Genomic DNA, 22181 nt, shown 5'->3' on the forward strand with positions numbered 1-22181 from the left:
AGTATCACCATTCCGGTAACGCCATGCCCCATTCCCCCGAAGAAAAAAAACGCGTCCTTACGCGCGTGCGCAAAGTGCGCGGGCAGCTGGACGCGCTCGAGCGCGCGCTCGAAGAAGGCGCGGACTGCGCTCCCGTACTGCAGCAACTGGCGGCTATCCGCGGCGCCATCAACGGGGTCATGGCTGGCGTGCTCGAAAGCCACCTGCGCGAAGAGTTCACGCAACTGACTGGAACCACGGAGTCCGCGTCGGGTTCGATCGACGATGTCGTCACCCTCGTCCGAACCTATTTGCGCTAGGTCTCCGCCCGCAGCCGTTCGACTAAATTTTTTAAGGATTGCTATGAAATCACGTGCCGCAGTCGCATTCGAGGCGGGCAAGCCGCTCCAGATCGTCGAAATCGATGTCGAGCCGCCCAGGAAGGGCGAAGTGCTGGTGAAGATCACGCATACGGGCGTTTGCCACACCGACGCCTTCACGCTTTCCGGCGACGATCCGGAAGGCCTCTTCCCCGTCGTGCTGGGCCACGAAGGCGCCGGCATTGTCGTTGAAGTGGGCGAAGGCGTGACCAGCGTGAAGCCCGGCGATCATGTGATTCCGCTCTACACCGCCGAATGCGGCGAGTGTCTGTTCTGCAAGAGCGGCAAGACCAACCTGTGCGTGTCCGTGCGCGCCACCCAGGGCAAGGGCGTGATGCCCGACGGCACCACCCGATTCAGCTACAACGGCCAGCCCATCTATCACTACATGGGCTGCTCCACGTTCAGCGAATACACCGTGGTGGCCGAGGTCTCGCTCGCCAAGGTCAACCCGCAAGCCAATCCGGAACAAGTCTGCCTGCTGGGCTGCGGCGTGACCACGGGCCTGGGGGCGGTGAAGAACACGGCCAAGGTGCAGGAAGGCGACACGGTTGCCGTGTTCGGCCTCGGCGGCATTGGCCTCGCTGTGATCCAGGGCGCCAAGATTGCCAAGGCGGGCCGCATCATTGCCGTGGACACCAATCCCGGCAAATTCGATCTGGCGCGTGCCTTCGGGGCAACGGACTGCATCAATCCCAAGGACTCGGAAAAACCCATCCAGCAGGTGATCGTCGAGATGACGGGCTGGGGCGTCGATCACAGCTTCGAATGTATCGGTAACGTCAACGTGATGCGTGCGGCGCTCGAATGTGCGCATCGCGGCTGGGGCCAGTCGGTGGTGATCGGCGTGGCCGGCGCGGGCCAGGAGATCTCCACGCGCCCGTTCCAGCTCGTGACGGGCCGCCGCTGGCTGGGCACGGCCTTCGGTGGTGTAAAGGGCCGCTCGGAACTGCCGGGCATGGTGGAAGATGCCATGGCGGGCAAGATCCAGCTCGCACCGTTCGTTACGCATACGAAGCCGCTCACGGGCATCAACGAAGCGTTTGATTTGATGCACGAAGGCAAGTCGATCCGCACCGTCGTTCACTATTAGAGTCGGTTTGTGCTGGCCGCCAGGAGCGGGGGAATCGTGGCGGCCTGCACTGTGGTTTTTTTTGTATTTCGTGTTGCTTTTTCGCGTTTCCTTGCATTCGCGGTGGTCTATTAGCGTTGCCCCTGTGCGGGGCGGCACCTACTTTTCTTTGCAGCCGCAAAGAAAAGTAGGCAAAAGAAAGCGGCTCACACCGCTAGTGTGACGCAGTACACCACTCGCCTTTAATCGGAGCGGTTCCGGAGCGTCTGTCGCCACGCGCCGTACAACAGAGTGACTAAGGGCTCATACCTCCGGCGGCGCTGCGCGCGCCGTGGGGCATAACCCAAAACCAGAGGAATGCATACGAATTGATGCAGCGCATGCGTATTCGAGTGCCCAGGCAGAACCCCTGGTTTCCCTTGCATACCCGACCGCTGCGCGCGTAGCGAGCAGCGGGATGAATGAGTCCTTTGTCACTCAGTTTGAAGGTGCGAGGTGACGGATGCCCCGGAACCACTTCGATAATGGGCAAGGGGTGGACGGCGTCACACTAGCGGTGTGAGCGGCTTTCTTTTGCCTACTTTTCTTTGCCGCTGCAAAGAAAAGTAGGTGCCGCCCCGCACAGGGGCAACGCTAATAGACCGACACGAATACAAGGAAACGCGACAATAGCAACCGCGAAAAACCAGGCACCTCTAACGTCCGACAGCCGCCGCGCCTTAACTTCCCACCGAGGCGCCAGCCCCACCACCATACATACGCTCGAACCGAGCCCACGCAACGAGCGCCCCCATACCGAGCACCGCGAGGCAAACAATCGGCACGATCATCGGACCGAATGCGGTCCCGGTAACCTTGCCCGCAATCGGCATCAGATTCTGGCCGAAGAACCCGCCAAGATTGCCAATCGAGTTGATGGCCGCGACGCTGGCCGCCGCACGCGCGCCGGTGAAATAGCGCGGCGGCATCGACCAGAAGCACGGATAAAGCAGCGGAATGCACGCGCCGCCGAACACGAGCGCGATAAAACGCAACGACGTGGAAGGCAGCAAGAGGCTCAACAGAAAGCCCAACGCACCCAGCGCGGCAACAATGGAGATGGCGCGCAAAATGCTTTTCGCGCGGCGCAGTTTCCCCGGCAAATACAGCAGCAGCAACACCGAGAGCGCCCACGGCAGCATGCTCAGCATGCCGTTCGTGCTGCTCGATACGCCGAACGACTTCACGAGCGTCGGCAGCCAGTAGGTCACGCCGTAAAGCGATGTCGACATCAGCATATAGGTCGCGGCAAACAGCATCACGCGCGGATCGAGCAGCGCCTTCCAGGGCTGCGAATGCTCCGCGTGCTCGGGCTGTTCGCGTTCGAGCGCAGCCGCGACGATGTCCTTCTCGTGCGCGCTCAGGAAGCCCGCCTCCCGATACGAAGCCGGCAGCAGCTTGAACACCGTGACGGCCACCAGCACGGCGGGCAGGCCCGTGGCGATGAACACCCATTGCCAGCCCGCGAGCCCCCACACGCCGTTCAGGCTCAGCAGCCAGCCGCCGACGAGCGAGCCCAGCATGTTCGCCAGCGCGCTGCCGAGCGTGAACACGCCCAGCACGCGAGCGCGATAGCTTTGCGGAAACCACAGCGTGAGGTAATAGATCACGCCCGGATAAAAACCGGCCTCGGCGATGCCAAGCGCGAGGCGCAGGCCGCAGAACACCTTCATCGAGGTCGTGAAGCCCATCAGCACGGTAATGACGCCCCACGTGAACATGATGCGCGCGAGCCACACGCGCGCGCCGAAGCGATGCAGCGCGAGCGTGCTGGGCACTTCGAACAGCAGATAGCCGATGAAGAACAGCGACGACGCGAGACCAAACGCCGTCTCCGTCATATGGAGGCTATGCACCATCTGCAGCTTCGCGAAGCCGACGTTCTGCCGGTCGATGAAGGAAATCAGAAACATCACGACGAGGATCGGCATCAGGCGCCGCGCGATCTTCGACATGATGAGCCGTTCCTCCGCGGGTTGGAGTTCGAGGGTTGAAGCGGCGTTCACTATGGACTCCTTGTGGTTTTGTCAGGACGGGCGAAATTCGCCCAGCGCGGTCGCAAACATCTCGTTCCATGCGCGCGGTCTGGACTTGATCGTGCCGACCATGTAAAGAAAATCGACGTACTGCATCAGTTGCTCGGGCCACACGGAAAAACGCGTCTCGGGCGCGGCGAGCATCTGCATGACGCCGTCGTGCGAAACGTCGAGCCCCGAAGCGGCGACATAGATGGCCGCTGCCGCTTGCCGGTCCTGCGCGATCAGCCGGTTCGCCTCGTCGAGCGCGCCGAGAAACGCCCGCACGAGCGCAGGCTCGGCGTCGACGAGACGCTTGGGCGCGTACACCACATCGAGCGTCAGAGAACCCAGCACGTCGATCGAATTGACGACGCGATGAATGCCCGCATGCTTCAATTCGAGCGCGGAAAACGGCGGCGATGCGAAATGCGCGGTAATGCCGTTTTCGTGCCGGACCAGCGACTGCACCGCCTGCGGATGCGGCACGCTCACGGTGATCGAATCGAGCTGCGCGAAGTGCTTCGGGCCGAGCAGCTTGCTCGCCACCATCTGCAACACCACCGCCGAGAGCGAGGTGCGAATGCCCGGCACCGCAATGCGGTCGGTGCTCGTGAAGTCGCCCAGCGTGGCGATGCGCGGCTGGTTCGTGTTCAGCGAGAGCGACGTGGTGGAGAGCCCGCTCACGCCGATCACCTCGACGTTCGGAATGCCGCGCGCCCTCGCCCACAACTCGATGAAGCCGGGCGCGCCCACGGCCGCGAAATCGAGCGTCCCCGCCATCATGGCGTCGTCCACCGAGTTGCCGCCGTCGAGCAGCGTCCAGTCCACGCTCACATTGCCGAGGCCCTGGCGCGCCGCGTGCCGCTCGAACAAACGCTGCTTCTCCATCACGAGCAACGGCAGATACAGCAGGCCGTAGCCCTTCGAAATGCGCACCGTGCGCGGGCTCGATAACACGGAAGCCCGCACAGGAGCAGGCACAAGCGCCGGCACAAGAGCCTGCGCGAGCGCGGCGCTCAGGCCCGCCGCGACGAGCGCGCGCCGGCGCAGCGAAGGCGCCGTGCTTTCGCGCGCGGCGCGCGGGCGCTGCCCCATTGTGTCGTCTCCTCGCGTTCTGTTAATCATTGGGTCGCGGCATCGTTCATGGAGCGTGAGATTACCGGGCGAGTCTGAGAAAATGCTGAGATAGCCCCCTCGGGAAAACCCGCAAATACCATCATGAACAAGACGGCAGGAACGGCATCATGCGCATTCTGGTAGTCGAGGACGACGCGCAAATCGGCGCGGCAATGCGCAACCGGCTAACGAAACTCGGGCACGCCGTGGATCTCGAAGTGGATGGCGCAATGGCCAACAGCCTGCTCGGCGTCGAGCGTTTCGATCTGGTCGTGCTCGATGTGATGCTGCCTTCGATGGACGGTTTCGCGGTCCTGCGCAATCTGCGCGCGGCGGGCTCCACGACGCCGGTGCTGCTCGTGACCGCGCGCTCCGCCATCGACGACCGCGTGAGCGGCCTCGGGCTCGGCGCCGACGACTACCTCGTCAAGCCCTTCGACTACCGCGAACTCGAAGCGCGCGTGCAGGCGCTGTTGCGCCGCAATAGCGGCCATGCCAACGACCTCGTCAAAGTAGGCGGACTCGCCATCGACCGCAGCAGCCGGCTCGCGGAGCTCGACGGCAAACCGCTTTCGCTCTCGCGCCAGGAATTCGCGCTGCTCGAAATTCTCGCGAGCCGCCCGCAGCGCATTTACTCGAAGGAAGATCTGCTGAACCAGTTGTTCAGCTTCGGCCACGAACCCAGCGCGAACGCCGTCGAACAATACGTCACGCGCGTGCGCAAGAAGCTGCAAGGCAGTTCGGTCGAAATCCGCACGGCGCGCGGCATGGGATATCAAATTGCTGCGCTTTGACTGGTTCCGCAAGACGCTGCTCGGGCGCACGCTGCTCTTTATCGCGCTGGTAGTGGCCTCGGGCGCGCTCGCGCTCGCCGTCATCGCGCGCTACTACGCAGGCGTGGCTTCGGAGCGCGCTTACGACCAGTTGCTCGCTGGCGCCGCCATTCAGGTGGCCGAGAATCTCTATGTGCAAGGCGGCGTGCTCGCGCTCAATCCGCCCGTGGCGGCGCTGTCTTCGCTCTCGCGCTACGACCTCGTCTACTACAAGGTGGTCGATTCGCGCGGCGTCGTGGTGGCGGGCTACGGCAACCTCCCCAGTCCGGCCAGCATCACGGCTGGGCGGCAAGGCACCGAGTTCGCGAACGGCACCTACCAGCGCCAGCGCATCCGCACGGCCACCATCGCGCGCTACATGCCCGAAGAGCGCGTACCCGGCTGGGCCATCGTGACCGTTGCGCAAACAACGAACGCGCGTCAGCAACTGACGAACGACATGAGCTTGAAGGTGTGGACGCTCATTCTGATGATGAGCGTGCTCGCAATCGGCGCGAGCGGGCTGGCGATCCGGCGCGGCCTGCGGCCGCTCGCGCGCATCGAGACGATCATCGCCGCGCGCGACCCCGCCGACCTGCGGCCCGTCGAGCACGATACGCCCAGCGAAATCAACGCGATCATCGGCGCCATCAACGGACTCATTGGCCGTCTCGCGGAACGCATGACGGCGATGCAGCGCTTCATCGCCGATGCCGCGCATCAGATGCGCACGCCTATTGCGCGGCTCGACGCGCAGATCGAGCTGCTCAGCGGCGAGACCGATCCCGCGCGCTACGCGCAGGGACTCGATGCGCTGCGCACGACCTGCTCCGACGTTGGGCGGCTCACGGGGCAATTGCTCAATCACGCGATGGTGATTCATCGCACCGAAGCGGTGCCGCTGCAACCCGTGGACCTGGTCGCGCTCGCGCGCGAGGCGATCGGGCGCACGATCCCGCTGGCGGGCGAGCGCGACGTGCAGGTGGCGTTCGAAAGCGACGCGCCGCACGCCTCCATCGCCGGCGATCCGATCAGCCTCCAGGAGGCGCTGTCGAACGTGCTGCACAACGCATTGCTGCACGGCAACGCGGACGAGATCGTCGTGCGCGTGGCCACCGTAGCCACCGCAGGCGACGCACTCACGCTGACGGTGACCGACAACGGCCACGGCATTCCGCGCGAGCACTGGGAGGCTGCTCTGCGCCCGTTCGAACGCTTCGAGCCCGATGGCGCGCCGCGCCGCAGCGGCTCCGGCCTCGGGCTCGCGATCGTTCAGGAAGTCATGAAGGCGCACCATGGGCGCGTCGATTTCGGCTTTCCTGAAAGCGGCGGATTCGCCGTCACGCTGGTGTTTCCAGCCACGCTCGAGGTATAGCGCACTGCATTGGCGCACAGGAGTCCAAAGGACTGCTTGAGGCCGCATCTCCGGTCCATACCGACAGGTGCACGCCAGGTGCAAGCCAGGCCCACGCCAGGCCCAAAAGATGCGTCGGCGCACGTGGACAAGCCGCCGCCCGCCGGGGCAGGGAAATCACCAATACGAAATCGTCCTATGACATCGGGAAACCAATTTGGGCGGGCTACCTTGATCACTCCTGCGGGCCATTCGGACCGCGACTCCAGATTAAGGACGTTCTTATGCGATACGCCGAATCCTGGCCCACCCACTCCACAGGTCCGTCCCCCTGGGACGCCGAGGAGTCCCATGAGCCCAAACCGCAAGCCGGACAGCGTCATACGCTGCCCCGCCAGGCCATTGCCGCCGCCGCGCTCGGCAATGCAACCGAGTGGTTCGACTACGGCATTTACGCCTACGGTCTCGCCTATATCTCGGCAGCGCTCTTTCCCGGCAGCACCGCCAGCGCCACGCTGTTCGCGCTTGGCACGTTCGCCATTTCCTTCCTGATCCGCCCGCTCGGCGGCCTCTTCTGGGGGCCGCTCGGCGACAAACTCGGCCGCAAGCGCGTGCTCGCGCTAACCGTGCTGCTGATGTCGGGCGCGACCTTGCTGGTCGGCCTGTTGCCCACCTACGCGCGCGCCGGCTGGCTCGCGCCCGCCGCACTCATCGTGCTGCGCATGATCCAGGGTTTCTCGACGGGCGGCGAATATGGCGGCGCGGCCACCTTCATGGCCGAATACGCGCCCGACAAGCGGCGCGGCTTCTGCGGAAGTTTCCTCGAATTCGCCACGCTCGCCGGCTTCTCGCTGGGCGCCCTGCTCATGCTCTCGGCATCGCTGCTGCTCGGCAGCGACGCGATGCATTCATGGGGCTGGCGTCTGCCGTTTCTCGTCGCGGCGCCGCTCGGCCTCGTGGGCTTCTATCTGCGTTCGCGCATCGAAGACACGCCGGTGTTCCGCGAAATGGAAGCGCAACTCGAAGAGCGGGCGCACGCACGGCCTGCCATCTCGCTGCGCACGCTGCTGCGCGAGCACCGCGTGCCGCTCGTGCTGCTCGCCGGCCTCGTGGTGGCGCTCAATGTCGTGAACTACGTGCTGCTCGCCTACATGCCGACCTATATGCACAAGGAACTCGGCGTGAGTGAAAACATGTCGCTGCTGATTCCGCTGATCGGCATGCTCACGATGATGGCGCTGCTGCCATTCGCGGGCCATCTTTCGGATCGCATGGGCCGCAAGTCGCTCTGGTGGTTCTCGCTCGTCGGCCTGTTCGTGGCGGCCGTGCCGATGTTCCAGCTCATGCATCATGGCGTGGCCGGTGCGCTGATCGGCTTTGCGGTGCTCGGGCTGCTTTATGTGCCGCAACTGGCGACGATTTCCGCGATGTTTCCCGCGATGTTCCCGACTCATGTGCGCTATGCCGGGATGGCGATCGCCTACAACCTCTCGACCTCGTTGTTCGGCGGCACCGCGCCCATCGTGAGCGACTGGCTCATCGACAAGACCGGCAGCGCGCTCGTTCCGGCGTATTACATGATGGCCGCTTGCGCGGTGGGGGCTGTCGCACTGTTCTTCGTGATCGAGACGCGCGGTTGCTCGCTGCGCGGCCATGAAGTGCCAGGGAAGGCGCGTTGAAGCGTTGCAACAGGCGGGCCCGACAGTGAGCAACACCCGGGATCAAATGAGCTATAATGGTGGCTCATTTGATCAACAAAACGGGGCCTGCCATGCAACTCGTTTCTCCCGAGAAAATCGCCGCGGTAATGGGCCTCAGCCCCATACCGCATTCGATTGCCGAGTTGGAGGCGCAGGTCGCGGAAGGCTTGCCCAAATCCGCGCTGCGAAACGGCGTCGAGCAGATTGCACTGACTGCGGAGGCCCGGCGCGCGCTCCAGGCGCGCATTGTTCCCGAAGCCACCTACAAACGCCGTCGCGACAGGCTGACCCCGGACGAATCGGAAAAGACCGAGCGGCTTGCACGGGTTTACGCGACTGCGGCGTATGTCTGGGACGATCCCGCCGATGCGCGAGACTTCCTTGCGGCACCGCATCCCCTGCTGGAGGGCCGCGCGCCGCTCGAGGTCGCGCTGACTGAACTGGGCGCGCGTCGCGTGGAAGAGTTGCTCTGGAAGCTCTTCTACGGGCTCCCGGCCTGATGAGAATCTTCCGTATTGCGGACAGGCGCCATCCGGTCTGGAACGGCACCGGCGCCATGCTGGTCGGCGCTCGGTTCAACAGCCCCGGCCGTCCTGTGATCTATGGCGCGCTCACGTTCGCGGGCGCCATGCTGGAGGTCCTGGTTCACGCGAGGATCGGCAAGGTGCCAAAGACCCACGTCTGGGTCGAGGCGCAGGTTCCCGATAGCGTAGCGGTCGAAACACACACTGCAAAAACGCTCCCGGATGGATGGGACGGCCCATCCATGGAAGTCGCACGTGAATTCGGCAACCGCTGGCTGGACGAATGCCGCTCCGCAATCCTGATTGTGCCTTCGGTCGTCGCGCGGGCCGAAGCCAATGCCCTCGTGAATCCCACTCATCCGGACGCTGCAAGGATCGCCGTATCCGAACCGCAGCCCGTCCTGTGGCATGAACGCCTGTTCGTTCTTCCCGCGGAAGATGCCTCCGGGAAATCGGAGCGACACTGAAGAGCCTGTCCGTATCGACGTCGTTCGTCCCGGCAAGGTATTGTCTAGTCCCTCGCCGCTATCGCGCGCTTGATCATGCCTTTCACTTCGGCGTTGGTGTTCACGGGCACAAGCTTGATCTCCGGATGTTCTCCCGCAAAAACCCGGAAGATCTGGTCCGCGAATGCTTGCCCGATAGAGTCGACGTCCTCGAAGTCAAAAATTACGTGTTTGAAAAGCTCAACTCGCGCCAACAATCTTTTTGCCTGTGATCTGGACACAAGTTCGTCGGCGCCATATCTAGCCAGATTCACCGGAACAATCGTCTTGTCGAACGTGTAGTCGTCGCTCTCTGTAAATTCGTCGAAAACCTTCCTCGTGGTCCTTGCCGTGTGGTTGTTCAATTCCATGAAAACAGCAGTGCCGGAGTGTGCCTTCGAGCGTTCGAGTAACCAGTCCTCCGGCTTGCCTCGCTCATGACTGAAGTACAAGCCACCGGAAAGAACATCGAATTTGTCGAACATTCGAGAAGTGAAGAAGATGCCTTCGCCGGAGTGGTTACGAGGATCGGTAGTCAACTTCCCTTTCGAGAGCTCGAAGATCGCATGACGCTCGTCTAGCAGACCGAGTTCGCTTTGAATTTTCTTGAAGATTCCCACACCGTCATCGGAAACAACGATTTCCGTCGAATTCGCAGTTTTTGTGACTTGAACGGCAATCGTTGTGCCCCCCGAGTGGTCGATCGCGTTGTTGAACATCTCGGTAAATCCGTGATGCCAGATATTCAGGACGTTGTCGGGTAATGGCGAGATCGTGTCCTTGATGTTTTGCCGCCAAACGACATCCTCTGCGAGCGAATCTGAAATCTGAAAATAAAAGGTCTGCTGAAAAATCGGGAGGAGCTTGTATCTCGATGCTCGTCCCGTTCCTTCCTTCGTGATCGTGCCTTGCTCGCGCAGTCTTGTAAGGTGCTTGTTCACCGCCTGCCGGCTGATCCCAAACTTGTCCGCAGCCAGTGCGGCGATGTCGCCGTTATGGCCCTCGACATGTTCCACTATGAATCGGCGCACCAATTCACCTTTCTCTCGAACCTTGCTGGTCATATAGCACCTTTGACAACCTTACGCGTGCCGATTGTCAACCTTATATTTTTTTTCGTCAACCGTGCTTGGGTGATCTAGCAACGCGTAGATGCGGCAGATCGTGATTCAGTGGAATTCCATCGAGTCCATCTGGCCCCACCGGCCCCACGGGGGTTTTCGAGAAGCAACCGCACCGCATGGTCGTAAGGGAAACTACCTGGGTATCTTTCGGAAATAAATACATCGGATACCTATCCATCGACTCAATCCCGACGGCAATCCCGACAGCGGAATTGATTCAACCGGCTTCCGATCCACCGTGCAGGAAGCGCATCGTTGAGCGCCCTGTACTGTCCGTATCTGTCCACATATGAACGGACGCCACGCGCTGTGGCTGTTGCATAATGATTCCGCGACACTCCCCGTGCGCTCCTCTTCAAACCGCCTGCTTCAGGGGAACGAAGATGCATCTCCTGTTCGAAACGCCGCCCCGGTTCCAGCCCTGTTAGCCTGGTCGCTCACGCAAGCGACCTCGCTCAGTCCGGTCGTGATTCATCGTTCACCGCCTCACCGCCTCACCGCTTTGCCCGCGCTGGCGAAGTTTCATGTTTCTTGCCAGACGCTTTCAGTTGATCGTCATGCAATGTGCTGCACACAAGCTTGCAACGAGACTTATCCAGCATCTCGACTTCCCTTGCCTATTAAATACATATTGGAGACAGACATGCTCAGCCCCCACGAATTCGCGACCCTGATGCTAGTCAAGGATGCACCCGACCAGCTCGATCTCACTCGCGAGGAATTCGACGTCCTGCTCGAACACCAATTGGTTGCAATGGAACAACTCGCTTCCGGTATCTCTCGTCCCTGCCTGACCGTCGACGGGAAGTCGCTGCTTCGGAGCATCACGCGCGAGTACCACTGAGTCCCGTTGCGCGCACGGTCCGCCACCGTCGCTTCGCCTGCGCTTGATTGCGCACCTGCCCAATTTATCCGTGTTGCTTGCCCATTGGAGTTTCATCATGCAAATCCGGGAGATGATTTCCGCCACGCAACAGTCCAACGCCACGCTGTTCACCGAACTGGGTAACGCATTCGCCGACGGCATGGACAAACTCGCACACCTCAACATGGAGGCCGCCCGAACTATCCTGGACACCACGCGCGAGTTCTCGCAACAGGCGCTGTCCACCCAGGGTCCTTCTGAATGGCTGACATTACACAATGCATTCATCGCCCCGGCCGCCGGACAAATTCAGGACTACAACCGCCGTCTGCTCGAGCTTGCGGCGGCGACCCAGGCCACCTTTGCCCGCTGCACCCAGGCACAAGTCGAGGAATACGGCGAGCGCACCCGGGCGTTGCTGAAGGACTTCGCGAAAAGCGCGCCTCAAGGCTCCGAGCCCATTGTGGCCGCGATCGATTCGGCCATCACTGCCGCTAACCAGCTATACGGGTCGCTGCAGCAAACCGGACAACAGGCCGTCGAAGTCGCCCAGACCCAGATCGACATAGCGACCGCCACCGCGACGAAATCGGCAAAACAAGTCGTCGAACCGGTGGTGCAGGCCACGAAGCGCTGAACCGGCGCGTTGATGGCGTGCGCGTGCCGCTCGCGAGACGCATGACCGGTTCATGTGCCTCGCGGCTGTGTGCGAGGTGATGCGCCAGGTCTGAAATCCGGCATCCTCGAAAACGCCCCTGGCTCCGCTGCACCCAGCGGGGCCAGGGGCGTTTGCCGTGTTTGCCGTTAACCGTGCCGTCCATCGACTTCATGGCCTGCCTGCTTTTGCTTCGCGCGCCGAGGGCTGCAATGGCTTCGGTCGCGTGGCGAACGTTCGCGGCACGCGGGCACGACCACATCGGCATGACCACATAACCACACGGGCATGACGACTGCTGCTTCAGGACACCACCCACACCGCAAGGAGCACGATCATGGAACGGACTGAGGCGAAAGGCATGATTCACGAGATGGCAGGCGGCGCCCAGGCAATGGCCGGCGATCTGCTCGGTAACGCGGATATGCAGGTCTCCGGCAGAGTGAAGGCGTTGTGCGGGAAATCGCAACGGCTCGCCAACAACGCCGCGCACGCCACCCGCGAGACGATTGCGGAGAACCCGCTCGCGGCGCTGGGCGTGGCGGTGGGACTGGGTCTCGCCTGCGGTGCACTGTGGGCGTGGCGGCGCGAGTGAGCCGCCCACGAGCCGCCCATGCGCCGCCCATGAGCCGCCCATGCGCCGCCCATGCGCCGCCCACGAGCCGCCCATGAGCCGCATGTCGCGCCCACTCCCGGATCGCTGCGGTCGCCGTAAGCGGCCTGGAACCGGCTGGACCCGGACCGTCACGAGGAAGTCATGCACACCCCTACCCGTACCAGAACGCACGACGTCGCCAGCTCGCCCACCCCCGGCACGGTGGCGGTGGCCCTGACGATCAACGGCGTGCGCCACGCATTGACGCTGGAGCCATGGACCAGCCTGCTGGACCTCCTGCGCGAACGCTTCCAGTTGACCGGCACGAAAAAAGGCTGCGACCACGGCCAATGCGGCGCCTGCACGGTGCTCGTGGACGGCGTGCGCATCAACGCGTGCCTGGCGCTCGCGGTTGCCCACGACGGCGCGGCCATCATGACCGTGGAAGGTCTCGCGCAAGGCGAGACGCTCCATCCGGTGCAGCAGGCCTTCATCGATCACGATGCGTTCCAGTGCGGCTACTGCACGCCAGGCCAGATCTGCTCCGCGGTGGGCCTGCTTGCCGAAGATCACGCCCATTGCCGCGACGACGTGCGCGAGCAGATGAGCGGCAATCTCTGCCGTTGCGGCGCGTACGTCAACATCACGAACGCCGTCGAGGCCGTGCGCCTCGCGCAGACGGACAAAGAGGACGAAGAGGACAAAGAGGACAAAGAGGACGAAGGGGACGAAAAGGACAAAGAGGATCAAGAGGACGCACCATGAACCGCTTCTCTTATATGCGCGCGAACAGTGTCGCCGAGGCGGTGCGCCTGCACGCGCTCACCGACGATGCCCAGTTTCTCGCGGGCGGCACCAACCTCGTCGATCTGATGCGCGAAAACGTCATGCAGCCCGCCGCGCTCATCGACATCACACGGCTGCCGCTACGCGGCATCGCGCCGACGCCGGACGGCGGCCTGCGCATCGGCGCGCTCGTGAGCAACAGCGCGCTCGCCTGGGACGCGCGTGTGCGCGAGCGTTATCCGATGCTCGCGCAGGCCATACTCGCGGGGGCTTCGGCGCAGATTCGCAATGCCGCCACGGTCGGCGGCAATCTGCTCCAGCGCACCCGTTGCCTGTACTTCTACGATCCGGCCAGCAGTTGCAACAAGCGCGCGCCCGGCTCCGGCTGCGCCGCGCTCGATGGCGTGAACCGCATGCATGCGATCTTCGGCGCGAGCGAGCACTGCATCGCGACGCATCCGTCCGATATGTGCGTCGCGCTGGCGGCGCTCGATGCAAGCGTCCAGATAGCGGGCCGCGACGGCGCGCGCGTGCTGCCGTTCGACTCGCTGCACCGCCTGCCCGGCGATACGCCGCATCGCGAGACCGCGCTCGCCGAAGAGGCGCTCATCACCGCCATCGATCTGCCCGCCGAAGGCTATGCGCAGCACTGCACGTATCTGAAAGTGCGCGACCGCCAGTCGTATGCGTTCGCCCTGGTGTCGGTCGCATTGGGCCTGCGCGTGGAGGACGGCATGATACGCGCGCTGGGCTGCGCGCTCGGCGGGGTCGCGCACAAGCCGTGGCGCGATCGTGAAGCGGAAGCGCTGCTCATCGGCGGCGCGGCGCACGATACGCGTACGCATGCCCGCTTCGCCGGGATGATCGTCGCGCGCGCCGACCCGCGCCCCGGCAACGCCTTCAAGGTCGAGCTCGCGCGCCGCGCGATCGTGCGCGCCTTCGAGCGCGCGCTCGCGGCGCAATCGGCGCAATCGGCGCAAGACGCCGAGGAGGACGAAGCATGAGCACCGCTTTCGAATCCCGCCGCGGTGGCGCACAAGCCGCGAAGACTTCCGCGCCGCCTACCCAGGCATCAAGCCAGGCATCAAGCCAGGCACCTACCCACGCACCTACGCAGGCACGCACCCAGGCACGCATCGGCGCACCGCTGCCGCGCGTGGATGGCCGCGCCAAGGTCACGGGCTCCGCGCGCTACGCCGCTGAATTTCCGGCCGCCGGACTCGTGCATGGCGCGGTCGTGAACGCGCCAATCGCGCGCGGCAAAATCATCGCCATCGACGCCTCCGCCGCGCAGGCGCTGCCTGGCGTGCTGCTGGTGCTGACGCACGAAAACCGCCCGGCGCTGGCCGAAGACGACGCCGCCTGGAAAGACCAGATCGCGCCGGGCGGCCAGCCGTTCCGGCCGCTCGGCGATGCGCGCATCCGCTACGCGGGCCAGCCCGTCGCGCTCGTGGTGGCCGAAACGCCCGAGCTTGCCGCACACGCGGCATCGCTCGTGCGCGTGCGTTATCACAGCGAGCCGCATCAGACCGACCTCGGCCCCGTGCTGCAAGACGCGGTCATGCCCTCGCTCGAAAAAGGCGGCTTCGAGCCGCCGCCCGCACCGCGCGGCGACGCCTGGCAGGCGCTCGAACGCGCCGATGCGCGCACCGACGCGTTCTACTCCACGCCCGTAGAGTTCCACCAGCCGATGGAGCCGCATGGCTGTACGGTCGTGCCCTCGGCGGACGGCCGCTTCACCGTCTACGAAAAAACCCAGGGCGTGCGCAACACGCAGCAATACCTGATGAAGGTGTTCGCGCTGCCGCAAGACCGCGTGCGCGTGGTCTCGCCCTTCGTGGGCGGCGCGTTCGGCTCGGGCCTGCGGCCCCAGTATCACTTGCCGCTCGCCATGATGGCCGCGCGCAGCTTGCGCCGTCCGGTGCGCGTGTCGCTCACGCGCGCGCAGATGTTCACCTTCGGCCACCGGCCAGCTTCGATCCAGCATGTCGCGCTCGGAGCGCGTCGTGACGGACGACTCGAAGCGATCATCCACGAAGCCGTAGGCGAAACTTCGCAGTTCGAAGATTTTACGGACGTGGTCGTGAACTGGGCCGGCCAGCTCTATCGTGCCGACCATGTGCAACTCGGCTACAAGCTCGCGCGCCTCGACGTCTACACGCCCATCGACATGCGCGCGCCCGGCGCAGCGCAAGGGCTTTTCGCACTCGAATGCGCGATGGACGAACTGGCCGTCGCGCTGAACATGGACCCGCTCGAACTGCGCATCCGCAATTACTCGACCGAAGACCCCGAGAAAAAGCGGCCGTTTTCGAGCAAGGCGCTGCTCGACTGCTACGCGCAGGGCGCGGAGCGCTTCGGCTGGGGCGCACGCGTTGCCGCGCCGCGCTCGATGCGCGAGGGCCACGAACTGGTGGGCTACGGCATGGCCACCGGCATCTGGGAGGCCCTGCAAACCGGCGCCAGCGTGCGCGCCACGCTGGACGCCGACGGCGTGCTCGCGCTCGCGAGCGCCACCGCCGATATCGGCACCGGCACCTATACCGCGATCTCGCAGATCGGCGCGGACATCCTGCACATGCCAATCGAGGACGTGCGCTTCACGCTCGGCGACACATCGCTGCCGGACGCGCCGATCGAAGGCGGGTCGTGGACGGTGGCGTCGGTGGGCAGCGCGGCATCGGTCGCCTGCAAGCAGTTGCGCGCGCGGCTCGCCCAGTTGCTGGTCGAGCATGGCGGCGTGGGCTTCGCGAACCTCGACGCCGATACGCTGAGCGAAGCATTCGTGATCGAGCACGGCGAGGTATGCCTGCGCAGCGGCAACACGCAAGGCGCGCGCGATACAGGAGCGGCAACGCGCATCGCCATCGCCGACCTGCTGGCCCGGGCGGGCATGAAAACACTGGAGGAGCAGGTCACGCTCAAGCCCGACGCCGTGCGCGAGCGCTACTCGATGGCGACGCATTCCGCCGTGTTCGCCGAGGTCCGCGTGGACGAATCGCTCGGCCAGGTGCGCGTCGCGCGCGTAGTGAGCGCCGTGGCCGCCGGGCGCATCATCAACCCCGCGACGGCGGCAAACCAGATCGCGGGTGGCGTGGTCTGGGGCATCGGCATGGCGCTGCACGAGCGCGCGCAGTTCGATCACACGCTGGGCCGCATCATGAATCACAACCTGGCCGACTACCTCGTGCCCACGAATGCCGACATCGGCGACATCGACGTATTGTTTGTCGACGAGCACGACGAGTTCGTGAATCCGCTCGGTGCCAAGGGCGTGGGCGAGATTGGCGTGGTGGGCGTGGCCGCGGCGGTGGCGAACGCAATCTGGCACGCCACGGGCAAACGCGTGCGCGCATTGCCGATCACGCTGGACAAACTGCTCTGAAGGCAGCGCGCCATGACACCCTCGCCCGTCACGCGTCTCACCGCGCAGGCCTACACCATTCCCACCGATCGCCCCGAGGCGGACGGCACGATCGCATGGCGCGCCACGACGCTCGTGGTCGTGGAAATCGACGCGCTCGGTAAAACCGGCATCGGCTACACCTATGCGCATGCGAACGCAGCCGCGCTCATTGCCGGCGTGCTCGCCGACGAAGTCCGCCAGCACGATCTCCACGACATCGGCCGCATCAATCTCGCGATGCAGCGCGCCGTGCGCAATATCGGACGACCTGGCAGCGCGGCCTGTGCGATCTCCGCCGTCGATGCAGCGCTCTGGGACCTCAAGGCCAAGGTATTCGACGTACCGCTGGTCGCGCTGCTGGGCGCCCAGCGCGAGAGCGTGCCGGTATACGGCAGCGGCGGCTTCACGAGCTACGATCTCGACACGCTTGCGTGCCAGTTGCGCGGCTGGATCGAGCAGGACGGTTGCCAGTGGGTGAAGATGAAAGTCGGCTCGCAGCCCGCCGACGATCCCGGGCGCGTGGAGGCGGCGCGGCGCGCGATAGGCGACGCGGGCCTGTTCGTCGACGCCAACGGTGCGTATGCACTCAAGGAAGCGCAGCGGCTTGCGGCCTTGTTCGATGCCCAGGGCGTGCAATGGTTCGAAGAGCCCGTTTCATCGGACGACCGGCGCGGTCTTGCGGCGCTGCGTGCGGTGCTGCCGCCTGCGATGTCGCTGGCTGCGGGCGAATACGCTTATACCGCCGACGACTTTCGCGCGCTGCTCGAAACGCATGCGGTGGACGTGCTGCAGGCCGATGCGTCGCGCTGTTGCGGTATTTCCGGTTTTCTCCAGGCCGATGCGCTCTGCGATGCGTGGCATCGGCCGCTCTCGGCGCACTGCGCTCCCGCGCTGCATCTGCATCCGGCTTGCGCGGCCAGGCGCGTGCAGCATATCGAGTGGTTTCATGATCATGCGCGTATCGAGGCGATGCTGTTTGATGGGGCGCCGCGCTTGAAGCGCGGCAGGATTGCGCCCGATCTTACGCGACCTGGTTGTGGGCTCGTGCTGCGTCGCGCTGATGCTCAGCGATATGCTGTGATGTGATTGCTGGTGCTGGTGCTGGTGCGCTGCTGATGTTTGGCGCGTTTCCTTGTGTTCGTGTCGGTCTATTAGTGTTGCCCCTGTGCGGGGCGGCACCTACTTTTCTTTGCAGCGGCAAAGAAAAGTAGGCAAAAGAAAGCCGCTCACACCGCTAGTGTGACGCAGTACACCTCTTGCCCGTGATCGGAGCGGTTCCGGAGCGTCTGTCACCACGCGCCGTACAACGGAGTGACTAAGGGCTCATTCCTCCGGCGGCGCTTCGCGCGCCGTGGGGCATAATCCAAAACCAGAGGAATGCATACTAATCGCGGACATGCAGGGTCGTTCGGCTACGAACGCGAGCACTACGACGTCTCGCAGACCATCGCCGAACAGGTGCTGCTGCCGGCCGTGCGAAAGGCGCCGCCCGAGACGCTCGTGATCAGCGATGGCTTTAGCTGCCGGCACCAGATTCGCGATGGCACGGGCCGCCGGGCCATGCATCCCGCCGAGGTCGTTGCGCTCGCACTGGAGCGACGCGCCGACGCCTCCATCGGCCTAACCGAGCGGCGCTATCTCGATCCCGCTGCGCAGGTGACGCCCGCTCAGGTCGCTCAGGTTGCTCAGGTCGCTGCGGGCGTGGCTGCTGTGGCCGCCATTGGTGCGCTGGGCGCGCTCGCGCTGCGCCAGCGACGCCGTTGATCGTTCGTTGATCGTTGATCGAGACAGAAACGCCGCTAACGACGCAGAGCGCCAAACAGCAGACTGGCAATGAAGAGGATGACGAAAATAATGAACAGGATCTGCGCGATGCTCGCCGCTCCGGCAGCGATGCCACCAAACCCGAAGATAGCCGCGATCACGGCGATGATGAAAAACACGACGGCGTAATAAAGCATTGTCGGCTCCTGAATGGCACGGCCGCCGCAACGGGTCGGTAAAGTCTGCCGCCATTGCGCACGGACCCATGCTCTGCATGGTCACGCCCACTGTTCCGCAATGCTCGTGCCTCGTGCAGTGACCGCCCCGCCGGGAGTCGTGCCAGATCTTCGCCACGGCGCGCAAATCGTGCTGTTTCAGGCCTGTCCGCCTGGATTCGCTTGCGGACATGCCGTGGCATCGCCATTGCTGCATGAGACGGGGCGCGTTCGTGACCCGCGCCACCGCCATCCGCCATCCGCCACCCGTCCAACAGGAGGCACCAGGAGGAATCCGCCATGAGCACAAGGAGCACGACCCGTCCAACGAGTCCGGCCACGCGGCCGCCCACGAAGCGCCGTCTGGGCAACTGGATGCCGCAAAAGGAGGAAGCCGCTGCGCAAGCACGCCTGCAGATCGCCTCCGCCGCATACGAACGCGCGCGCAGCACACCCACAGCCAAGGTCGTGCGGGAGCTTGCGGAGCTTGTCCAGAGCGATACGGTGCTGCGAATGAATCTCTCGCGCGCGATCGACGAAGCGCTGGGCGCGGGGTTCGAGCTCGGCTACACCAATATCGACGAGCTGATGATCGTCGTCGATTACCTTGCGAGCTATGCGCCGCCTTTCGATCTGGAGGTGCCGGTGGCAACGCCGCTCAACCTCGTGCTCGACTGGCCGATGTGCATGCCGTCCGGTTATGCCGTGTTTCGCGACCCCGCATTCAATGCGCAATTGCGGCGCGTGCTCGAGTACTGGTGCGGCTTTCTCTGCGGACCGCATTCGCGCGTGCACCTCACCACCGACGCGCCGCATGGCTGGTTCTGCGATGCCGCGCAGCGCAGGATGTCCCTCGACGATTACTACTGCGACCGCTCGCAGCCTCATTGGGGATTCGCCTCATGGAACGACTTCTTCACGCGCCGGCTGCGCGCGGGCGCGCGGCCCGTCGACGAGCCTGGGAATCCTGCGGGAATCGTCAACGCGTGCGAAGCGGCGCCCTACGACATCCGCGATGACTGCCAGCTCCATGATCGCTTCTGGGTCAAAGCGCAGCCCTATTCGCTGCGCGAAATCCTCGCCGGCAGCGAACTGGAGTGCGTCAAGCGCTTCGCCGGCGGCTCCGTCTATCAGGGATATTTGAGCGCATTCAACTATCACCGCTGGCACGCGCCGGTCGCGGGCACGATCGTGCAGGCCTACAACGTGGACGGCACCTACTACTCCGGGCTCGAAGCCGAAGGCACCGATGCGCGCGGCCTCAACGATTCGCAGGGCTATACGACCGCCGTCGCGGCGCGCGCCGTGATCGTGATCGAGGCGGACGCGCCCGCCATCGGCATGGTCGCCTGCGTGTTCGTGGGCATGGCCGAGGTGTCCTCGTGCCGCATCGTCGCGTTGACGGGGCAGCACGTCGCCAAGGGCGACGAGCTTGGCTTCTTCCAGTATGGCGGCAGCACGTACTGTCTGATTTTTCAGCCGGATGTGATTCGCGAGTTTGTGCCCAAGCCGCCCTGGCGCGACGACGTCGCGCCGCTCAAGATCAACGCGCGGCTCGCGCTCGCTGCGATTTGAGCCGCGAAACTGCGGCGAAACTGCGGCGGAACTGCGGCACTTCGCGTCTCACCCGCCGCGCTGACGCGTGTCTGGACAAGCGTCTGAACAAGCGCCGGACCCATGAAATACGCGCCATCGGATGAGACGCCCTTACATGCGCTTGTAAAAGTAGCAATGCCTCGCAACAACGGGTAGTGCCTCGCACGACCCCGACCATGCCCCGAAGCCCTGCACGCCAGATCAACGTCTGACCACCGCACCAGATGCTTCGCAGTCGAAACCAGTGGCACGGCACATGCATGGCATGTTGCACCCGCTGCAACATTTGCAGCGCAGGTCGGCGAAGCGTCGGCTGCCTACTCCTCGCGAGGACACCTCATGAAGATCGCACTCGTCAGTGAACATGCATCGCCGCTCGCGCCGGCAGGCGGCGTGGATACCGGCGGACAGAACATCTACGTGGCACATGTCGCGCGCCAGTTGCAACGCGCCGGTCACCAGGTCGACGTGTTCACGCGGCGCGACCGTGCGCTCCTGCCGCCCATCTCGCACATGGACGGCGTGCGCGTCATTCATGTTCCGGCCGGCCCGCCCATGCAGTTGCCCAAGGAGCTGCTGCTGCCTCACATGCCCGCGTTCGCGCAATTTCTCGTGGCGTTCTGCCGCAACGAGCTGCAACCCTATGACGTCATACATGCGAACTTTTTCATGTCGGGGCTCGCCGCGCTTGCCGTCAAGGACGCGCTACAAGTGCCGCTCGTGATGACGTTCCATGCGCTCGGACGCGTGCGCCGTCTGCATCAGGGCGCGAGCGACGGCTTCCCCACCGAGCGCTTCGCCATCGAGGATGAACTCGTGCGGCGCGCCGACTGCATCGTGGCCGAATGCCCGGCGGACCACGACGATCTCATCGAGCACTACCGCGCCGATCCCGCTCGCATCGCCACCATCGCCTGTGGGTTCGATCCCGGCGAATTCTCGCCGCTCGACCAGGCACAGGCGCGGCGCCACCTCGGCTGGGCGCACGATGCATTCGCGGTGCTGCAACTCGGCCGCCTCGTCGAGCGCAAGGGCATCGACAACGTCGTGCGGGGCGTGGCCGCGCTCGAATCGCGTCACGGCGTGCGCGCGCATCTCTACGTGGTGGGCGGCGATGCGCAAACGCCCAACGAAATCGCCACGCCCGAGATCGCGCGGCTGCGCGGCGTGGCGCACCGCTGCGGCATCGAGGAGCGCGTGAGCTTCGTCGGCCGGCGCGAGCGGGCGCAACTGCGCGACTTCTATTGCGCCGCCGACGTGTTCGTCACCACACCGTGGTATGAGCCGTTCGGCATCACGCCCGTGGAAGCGATGGCGTGCGCGCGGCCCGTGGTCGGCGCGGACGTGGGCGGCATCCGCCACTCGGTGCGCCACGGCGAGACCGGCTGGCTCGTGCCGCCGCGCGACCCCGCCGCGCTCGCCGACCGTCTGCGCGACATTCATGCCGATCCCGCGCGAGCGCGCGCGATGGGCGAAGCAGGCCGCGCACGCGCTCAGGCGCACTTCACGTGGCGGCAGATCGGCCTGCAACTCGAAGCGCTTTACGCGCAGTTGGCCGCCGTGCCCGCCGGGGAGCACGAGCACCAGCACGAGCACCAGCAGCGCGAGCAACGCGAACACCAACAGGCCGAGTCGAATGCGCGCGCCGTGGCGCTTCGCGCGGTCGGCTGAACATCGGCTCAACGTCGGCCTGAAC

General features: G+C 64.5%; 20 protein-coding genes and 1 pseudogene. 17 read left to right on the forward strand and 4 right to left on the reverse strand.

What is annotated here, in order from left to right; all coding sequences use genetic code 11:
• Window positions 1-23: 23 nt before the first annotated feature.
• Together frmR and L5014_RS17275 are read left to right on the forward strand one after the other, a co-directional pair.
• On the forward strand, window positions 24-299 hold the full coding sequence (gene frmR, locus L5014_RS17270; protein WP_238464951.1) for a formaldehyde-responsive transcriptional repressor FrmR: 276 nt from the start codon (window positions 24-26) through the stop codon (window positions 297-299).
• Window positions 300-342: 43 nt separating this feature from the next.
• Window positions 343-1452 carry an S-(hydroxymethyl)glutathione dehydrogenase/class III alcohol dehydrogenase gene (locus L5014_RS17275; RefSeq protein WP_238464952.1) on the forward strand — a complete coding sequence of 370 codons (1110 nt, stop codon included), beginning with the start codon at window positions 343-345 and terminating at the stop codon, window positions 1450-1452.
• A gap of 698 nt (window positions 1453-2150) precedes the next feature.
• On the opposite strand, the gene L5014_RS17280 is transcribed toward L5014_RS17275, so the two are convergent.
• The gene (locus L5014_RS17280) at window positions 2151-3476 is read right to left on the reverse strand and encodes an MFS transporter (RefSeq protein ID WP_238464953.1); all 1326 of its coding nucleotides are present in this window, start codon (window positions 3474-3476) and stop codon (window positions 2151-2153) included.
• A gap of 21 nt (window positions 3477-3497) precedes the next feature.
• Window positions 3498-4583: an ABC transporter substrate-binding protein gene (locus tag L5014_RS17285; protein ID WP_238464954.1), complete on the reverse strand. Its 1086-nt coding sequence runs from the start codon at window positions 4581-4583 to the stop codon at window positions 3498-3500.
• A gap of 149 nt (window positions 4584-4732) precedes the next feature.
• On the opposite strand from L5014_RS17285, the gene L5014_RS17290 reads away from it, so the two are divergent.
• The 5 genes from L5014_RS17290 to L5014_RS17310 all read left to right on the forward strand — a co-directional run bounded on the left by L5014_RS17290 (window position 4733) and on the right by L5014_RS17310 (window position 9461).
• Window positions 4733-5398 carry a response regulator transcription factor gene (locus L5014_RS17290; RefSeq protein ID WP_238464955.1) on the forward strand — a complete coding sequence of 222 codons (666 nt, stop codon included), beginning with the start codon at window positions 4733-4735 and terminating at the stop codon, window positions 5396-5398.
• On the forward strand, window positions 5385-6791 hold the full coding sequence (locus L5014_RS17295; RefSeq protein ID WP_238464956.1) for a sensor histidine kinase: 1407 nt from the start codon (window positions 5385-5387) through the stop codon (window positions 6789-6791). The genes L5014_RS17290 and L5014_RS17295 overlap by 14 nt, the downstream gene beginning before the upstream one ends.
• A 263-nt stretch (window positions 6792-7054) precedes the next feature.
• On the forward strand, window positions 7055-8449 hold the full coding sequence (locus L5014_RS17300) for an MFS transporter (protein WP_238464957.1): 1395 nt from the start codon (window positions 7055-7057) through the stop codon (window positions 8447-8449).
• 92 nt (window positions 8450-8541) lie between these two features.
• Complete coding sequence (locus tag L5014_RS17305) at window positions 8542-8970, forward strand: antitoxin Xre/MbcA/ParS toxin-binding domain-containing protein (protein ID WP_238465074.1); 429 nt, start codon at window positions 8542-8544, stop codon at window positions 8968-8970.
• On the forward strand, window positions 8970-9461 hold the full coding sequence (locus tag L5014_RS17310; RefSeq protein ID WP_238464958.1) for an RES family NAD+ phosphorylase: 492 nt from the start codon (window positions 8970-8972) through the stop codon (window positions 9459-9461). Before L5014_RS17305 ends, L5014_RS17310 begins: the two co-directional genes overlap by 1 nt.
• Before the next feature lie 44 nt (window positions 9462-9505).
• On the opposite strand, the gene L5014_RS17315 is transcribed toward L5014_RS17310, so the two are convergent.
• Entirely contained in the window at window positions 9506-10543 is a 1038-nt protein-coding gene (locus L5014_RS17315; protein ID WP_238464959.1) for an STAS-like domain-containing protein, read from the reverse strand.
• A 703-nt stretch (window positions 10544-11246) separates the two neighbouring features.
• On the opposite strand from L5014_RS17315, the gene L5014_RS17320 reads away from it, so the two are divergent.
• The 8 genes and pseudogenes from L5014_RS17320 to L5014_RS17355 all read left to right on the forward strand — a co-directional run bounded on the left by L5014_RS17320 (window position 11247) and on the right by L5014_RS17355 (window position 18674).
• On the forward strand, window positions 11247-11447 hold the full coding sequence (locus L5014_RS17320) for a hypothetical protein (RefSeq protein ID WP_238464960.1): 201 nt from the start codon (window positions 11247-11249) through the stop codon (window positions 11445-11447).
• Between the two features lie 97 nt (window positions 11448-11544).
• Window positions 11545-12105: a TIGR01841 family phasin gene (gene phaP / locus L5014_RS17325; protein WP_238464961.1), complete on the forward strand. Its 561-nt coding sequence runs from the start codon at window positions 11545-11547 to the stop codon at window positions 12103-12105.
• A gap of 355 nt (window positions 12106-12460) precedes the next feature.
• Window positions 12461-12718, forward strand: coding sequence for a CsbD family protein (locus tag L5014_RS17330; protein WP_238464962.1), 258 nt, complete (start codon window positions 12461-12463; stop codon window positions 12716-12718).
• Between the two features lie 162 nt (window positions 12719-12880).
• Entirely contained in the window at window positions 12881-13483 is a 603-nt protein-coding gene (locus L5014_RS17335; RefSeq protein WP_238464963.1) for a (2Fe-2S)-binding protein, read from the forward strand.
• Window positions 13484-13497: 14 nt separating this feature from the next.
• Window positions 13498-14391, forward strand: a pseudogene (locus tag L5014_RS17340) (FAD binding domain-containing protein); the annotation flags it as partial.
• Window positions 14392-14504: 113 nt separating this feature from the next.
• Complete coding sequence (locus L5014_RS17345; RefSeq protein WP_238464965.1) at window positions 14505-16889, forward strand: xanthine dehydrogenase family protein molybdopterin-binding subunit; 2385 nt, start codon at window positions 14505-14507, stop codon at window positions 16887-16889.
• A gap of 12 nt (window positions 16890-16901) precedes the next feature.
• Entirely contained in the window at window positions 16902-17996 is a 1095-nt protein-coding gene (locus L5014_RS17350) for an enolase C-terminal domain-like protein (RefSeq protein WP_238464966.1), read from the forward strand.
• A 291-nt stretch (window positions 17997-18287) separates the two neighbouring features.
• Window positions 18288-18674, forward strand: a complete 387-nt coding sequence (locus tag L5014_RS17355; protein ID WP_238464967.1) for a hypothetical protein — start codon at window positions 18288-18290, stop codon at window positions 18672-18674.
• 35 nt (window positions 18675-18709) lie between these two features.
• Here L5014_RS17355 and L5014_RS17360 read toward each other — a convergent pair whose 3' ends face one another.
• Window positions 18710-18871 carry a DUF1328 family protein gene (locus L5014_RS17360; RefSeq protein ID WP_238464968.1) on the reverse strand — a complete coding sequence of 54 codons (162 nt, stop codon included), beginning with the start codon at window positions 18869-18871 and terminating at the stop codon, window positions 18710-18712.
• Between the two features lie 318 nt (window positions 18872-19189).
• Here L5014_RS17360 and L5014_RS17365 point away from each other — a divergent pair, with 318 nt between their 5' ends.
• Both L5014_RS17365 and L5014_RS17370 read left to right on the forward strand, forming a co-directional pair.
• On the forward strand, window positions 19190-20464 hold the full coding sequence (locus tag L5014_RS17365; RefSeq protein WP_238464969.1) for a phosphatidylserine decarboxylase family protein: 1275 nt from the start codon (window positions 19190-19192) through the stop codon (window positions 20462-20464).
• Between the two features lie 360 nt (window positions 20465-20824).
• Window positions 20825-22156 (forward strand): glycosyltransferase, encoded by a 1332-nt coding sequence (locus L5014_RS17370; protein WP_238464970.1) that lies wholly within the window; start codon window positions 20825-20827, stop codon window positions 22154-22156.
• Window positions 22157-22181: the final 25 nt, after the last annotated feature.

The sequence above is a fragment of the Paraburkholderia tagetis genome (genome assembly GCF_022213065.1).
Lineage (GTDB): Bacteria > Pseudomonadota > Gammaproteobacteria > Burkholderiales > Burkholderiaceae > Paraburkholderia > Paraburkholderia tagetis.